At 37.1% G+C, this 4,242-nt stretch carries 5 protein-coding genes and 1 tRNA gene (1 of these 6 only partly in view); all 6 read left to right on the forward strand.

Going from position 1 to position 4,242, the window contains the following annotated elements; genetic code table 11:
- Nucleotides 1-204: 204 nt before the first annotated feature.
- A complete protein-coding gene (locus E0946_RS07425; protein ID WP_243713777.1) occupies nucleotides 205-678 on the forward strand; it encodes a hypothetical protein in 474 nt (157 codons plus the stop codon).
- Between the two features lie 214 nt (nucleotides 679-892).
- Nucleotides 893-2,182 carry a Y-family DNA polymerase gene (locus E0946_RS06880; protein ID WP_133201734.1) on the forward strand — a complete coding sequence of 430 codons (1,290 nt, stop codon included), beginning with the start codon at nucleotides 893-895 and terminating at the stop codon, nucleotides 2,180-2,182.
- A 1-nt stretch (nucleotide 2,183) separates the two neighbouring features.
- Entirely contained in the window at nucleotides 2,184-2,789 is a 606-nt protein-coding gene (locus E0946_RS06885; RefSeq protein WP_133201735.1) for a YigZ family protein, read from the forward strand.
- A gap of 5 nt (nucleotides 2,790-2,794) precedes the next feature.
- The gene (gene amrB / locus E0946_RS06890) at nucleotides 2,795-3,616 is read left to right on the forward strand and encodes an AmmeMemoRadiSam system protein B (protein WP_133201736.1); all 822 of its coding nucleotides are present in this window, start codon (nucleotides 2,795-2,797) and stop codon (nucleotides 3,614-3,616) included.
- A gap of 9 nt (nucleotides 3,617-3,625) precedes the next feature.
- Complete coding sequence (amrA, locus tag E0946_RS06895; protein WP_133201737.1) at nucleotides 3,626-4,171, forward strand: AmmeMemoRadiSam system protein A; 546 nt, start codon at nucleotides 3,626-3,628, stop codon at nucleotides 4,169-4,171.
- Between the two features lie 50 nt (nucleotides 4,172-4,221).
- Nucleotides 4,222-4,242: transfer RNA gene (locus E0946_RS07345), tRNA-Gly, on the forward strand; it runs 155 nt beyond the window's last position.

The raw sequence follows: 4,242 nt of genomic DNA on the forward strand, positions 1-4,242 counted from the left end.
AAGTGAGGAAGCAGAAGAGAGTGTTTAGTCGTTTTCAGGTGGATATAAAGTATCTTACTGATATTCCGAGATACGAAATCAGAAAGATGGGAACACCATCTTCCGGAATATCTTATCACCGCCAGAGATTATAAAACTGGAGCTACCTATCTGTCTTACAGTCATGAGAAATCATCTACTGCCACTGCTATCTTTATTGATTATTTGCTTTTTTCTCTACATAATTATGGTATTAATCCCGAAACTATTACTATCCAAACTGATAATGGTAAAGAGTTCACTAACCCTCATAGTCAGAAACTTACTCTCTTTGAAAAGATAGTAACAGAAAAATATAAGGCAAGACATAAGCTTATCCCTTACCGAAGACCCACCTATAATAGTGATGTAGAGTCCTTTCATAATCTTATTGAGGAGGAGTTTTTTATTTCGGAAAAACCAAATAACGAAACAGAACTCCTGGCTAAAACTTTTTCCTATCAAATATGGTTTAACTCCTATAGAACCAATAGGGGTAGAGATAATCAAAATCCTGAACAAATCTATCAAACAGAACTGAATACAGACAAAGCTATTCCCCTAATACCATCCATTGTGGTTGACAATTATATCCCTCTTATGGGAAAGAAAGTGAAGGGGGATACTTTTTGCCTTTACCACTCATTTCTCGCTTTATAATTTTTCTTTTCGGTCTATCTGTTGCCCAGACCAGAAGATTATAACTTAAAAATAACGGATATTTTGGATGAATACACCAGAATATTTTTTGATTTAAATTAAATTCAGTTAAAGGATTGAAAATCTTCTGTATTGTATCACTTAAACCCTTGACCTTTATAAAGCATATTGACAGCAGAAGCAATTGCACTAAATTGTAAAAGGGAGGAGAAAAATGCAAAAAGAAGGCTTAAATGATAAAGATATCATTGCGCTGGTGGATTGCAATAATTTTTATGTATCCTGTGAACGGGTATTTAACCCTTCACTGGAAGGAAAACCAGTAGCAGTTTTATCTAATAATGATGGTTGCATTGTATCTCGCTCCAACGAACTGAAGGCTCTAAAGATTCCAATGGGCGCACCCGGATTTAAATATGAGGGATTAATCCAGAAAAATGGTGGTGTGCTTCTTTCTTCCAATTACGCACTTTATGGAGATATGTCTTCCCGGGTAATGGAAGTATTAGATCAATTTTCTCCTGAGGTTGAAATCTACTCTATTGATGAAGCTTTTTTAAAATTGAATGACCTTCCTATCTCTAATCTGGAAGAATACGGAAGACAAATAAAGCACATTGTCAAAAAATACACTGGTATCCCCGTTTCAGTTGGAATTTCTCGCAGTAAAACTCTTGCCAAGATTGCTAATCACTATGCCAAACATTTTGCAGGATACCAGGGTTCTTTAGCTTTAATGGAAGCAGAAAAGATTGAAAAAGCTCTAAAACAGACACCAGTAGAGGAAATTTGGGGTATTGGCAGACAATATGCAAAATTTTTGCGCCAGAATAAAATTGAAACTGCCTGGGATTTACACAATGCTCCTGAAGATTTTATTCTGCACTACCTCACTAAAGTAGGATACAAAACGGTTCTGGAATTACAAGGATATTCCTGTATTGACCTGGCAGAAGCACCCTCCCCAAAAAAGAGCATCGTCTGCTCTAAATCTTTCAGTAAACAGGTATCCGACTTATCTGAATTGGAAGAAGCAATCTCCACTTACATAACCCGTGGAGCTGAAAAACTACGCCATCAGCATAGTGTAGCTGGTTTTATGATGGTTTTCCTCAATACCAATAGATTTAAGGAAGGACCTCAATACAATAACTCAACTCAGACTAAACTTTCCGTTCCCACTGCTTACACTCCGGATTTGATTAAGATTGGTCTGGAACTCTTGCGGGATGTATATCTTCCTGGTTTTGAATATAAAAAAGCAGGAGTGATGTTTACTGACCTTATAGATGAAAAAGATGTACCGCTTAACTTTTTGGAACCTAACTACCTGGACGATAAAAGAAAAAAATTGATTGATGCTATAGATAAACTGAATAGAGTTTGGGGTAGAGATACGGTCTTTTTTGCCAGTTCTGGTATAAAAAAAGACTGGGAAATGAAACGGGCAAAACTTTCACCATTTTACACCACTCGCTGGCAAGACCTCCCTAAAGTAAAATAATATGAGCTTTTATAGCATTGCTGAACCGGTTAATTCCAGACAAAAGATAAAACATTCAGAGTTTTTAGCATTCCTCTTCCCTATTGATTCTGTTGAAGAGGCAGAATCCATTATCAGTCAGCATAGAAAAGAATATCCCGATGCCACTCATCATTGCTTTGCCTATATTTCTGGCTTCAACCGAGAAACCCAATTCTATTCTGACTCAGGTGAACCAACTGGTACGGCAGGAAAACCAATATTAAATGCTCTACTTTCCGCTAATATGACCAATATACTGGCAATTGTAACCCGCTACTTTGGTGGTATAAAACTGGGAACAGCTGGTTTAGCTAAAGCCTATTCAGGTTCTGTTCAGGTTGCCCTTTTAAAAGCAAATAAAATTCCCGCTATCCCTTATTCTACCTATCATCTGGAGCTGAATTATCAAGGTATCAATCCTTTAAAATATAAAATTTCCTCCTTTAATGGTCATATTATTGAAGAGAACTGGGATAATAGAGCAGAACTAAAGGTTCAAATTCCCGAAGAACAGACTAAAGAATGGGAAGAATTTATTAATGGTTTGAAAGCTAAATTTTATTTAAATTATAAGAAGGAGGAATAAAAATTATGATTAGACGAACGAGTCACGCGGGAAGCTTTTATCCAAGGTTTAAAGAACAAATTATAGCAATGATAAATCAGTGGATTGCAGGAGAGAAAGTTGCACCTGATTCTGAAAAAGCTCTGGCATTAGTGGTGCCTCATGCAGGTTATATTTATTCTGGTGCTTGTGCAGCTAAAGGCTTCCACTACATTTCTCAACAACCTTTTGATAGCTTTATTATCCTTCATCCCAGTCATCAAGGTATACATTTTGACTATTCTGTTGCCCCTTTTGAGCAATATGAAACTCCTTTAGGAATGCTTAATCAAGATGAAGAACTTTTTGATTTACTCACAAAAGATAATCCTGATATTGCAAATCAGATTAGATATCACGAAATGGAACACTCAATGGAAGTCCAATTACCGTTTATTAAATACTTCTTTCCTGAAGCTCAGATTTGTCCTGTTATGATTGGAAGACCCTATCCTCAGGTAGCAATGGAACTGGCACAAAGATTGAAATCCGCTATAAATGGAACCGAGAAAAGAGTTGGAATCATTGTCTCCAGTGACCTTTCCCATTACTATCCTGCTACTCGTGCAGAAAGAATGGATTCTGTCTTTGCAGAACAGTTTCTGACCCTTGATCCAGAAAAACTATGGCATAGCATTGTTTCTGAAAGCTGTGAAGCCTGTGGAATTGGCGGAATTCTCACCCTACTTTATTATGTAAAAGAAATTCCTGAAGCCAAAGCAAAAGTCATTCATTATACCCATTCAGGAAAAGTCACAGGGGATAATACCCAGGTAGTTGGATATTTAAGTGCCTTGGTTTACAGATAAGGAGGTAAAATGGTCATAAGTAATGAAGCTAAAAAAGCATTATTGAAATTAGCCAGAGATTCCATAGCCTATCGTTTCACTGGAATACCTCCGGTTAAACCGACTTATCCTGAATTGCAGGAAAAAAGAGGTGTCTTTGTAACCCTTAACAAGCACGGACAATTAAGAGGATGCATAGGTTATATTCAGGGCTATAAAAGCATAGTAGATAGTGTGATAGAGATGGCACAAGCAGCTGCATTTGAAGACCCTCGTTTCCCTCCTTTGAGACAAAGTGAATTACCAGAACTGGAAATAGAAATTTCTATCCTGGGAGACCTCATACCGGTTAATAATATAGATGAAATTGTCATTGGAAGAGATGGTTTGTATATCCAGCATCCTTATGGTTCAGGAATATTTTTGCCTCAGGTTCCTGTAGAATGGAACTGGGATTTACCCACCTATTTAAAAGAACTCTGCCGGAAAGCTGGTCTTAATGATAAAGACTGGATGGATCCTCGGGCTCAGCTTTTTAGATTTGAAGCAGAAGTATTCAGTGAATCAGAGTTTTGAGCTTGACAAAAAATCTGAGGACTTATTTTCAGTCTAAAAAATATATCTTTGCGGGAATAGCTCAGTTGGTA

The organism is Candidatus Syntrophosphaera thermopropionivorans, from assembly GCF_004353895.1.
Lineage (GTDB): Bacteria > Cloacimonadota > Cloacimonadia > Cloacimonadales > Cloacimonadaceae > Syntrophosphaera > Syntrophosphaera thermopropionivorans.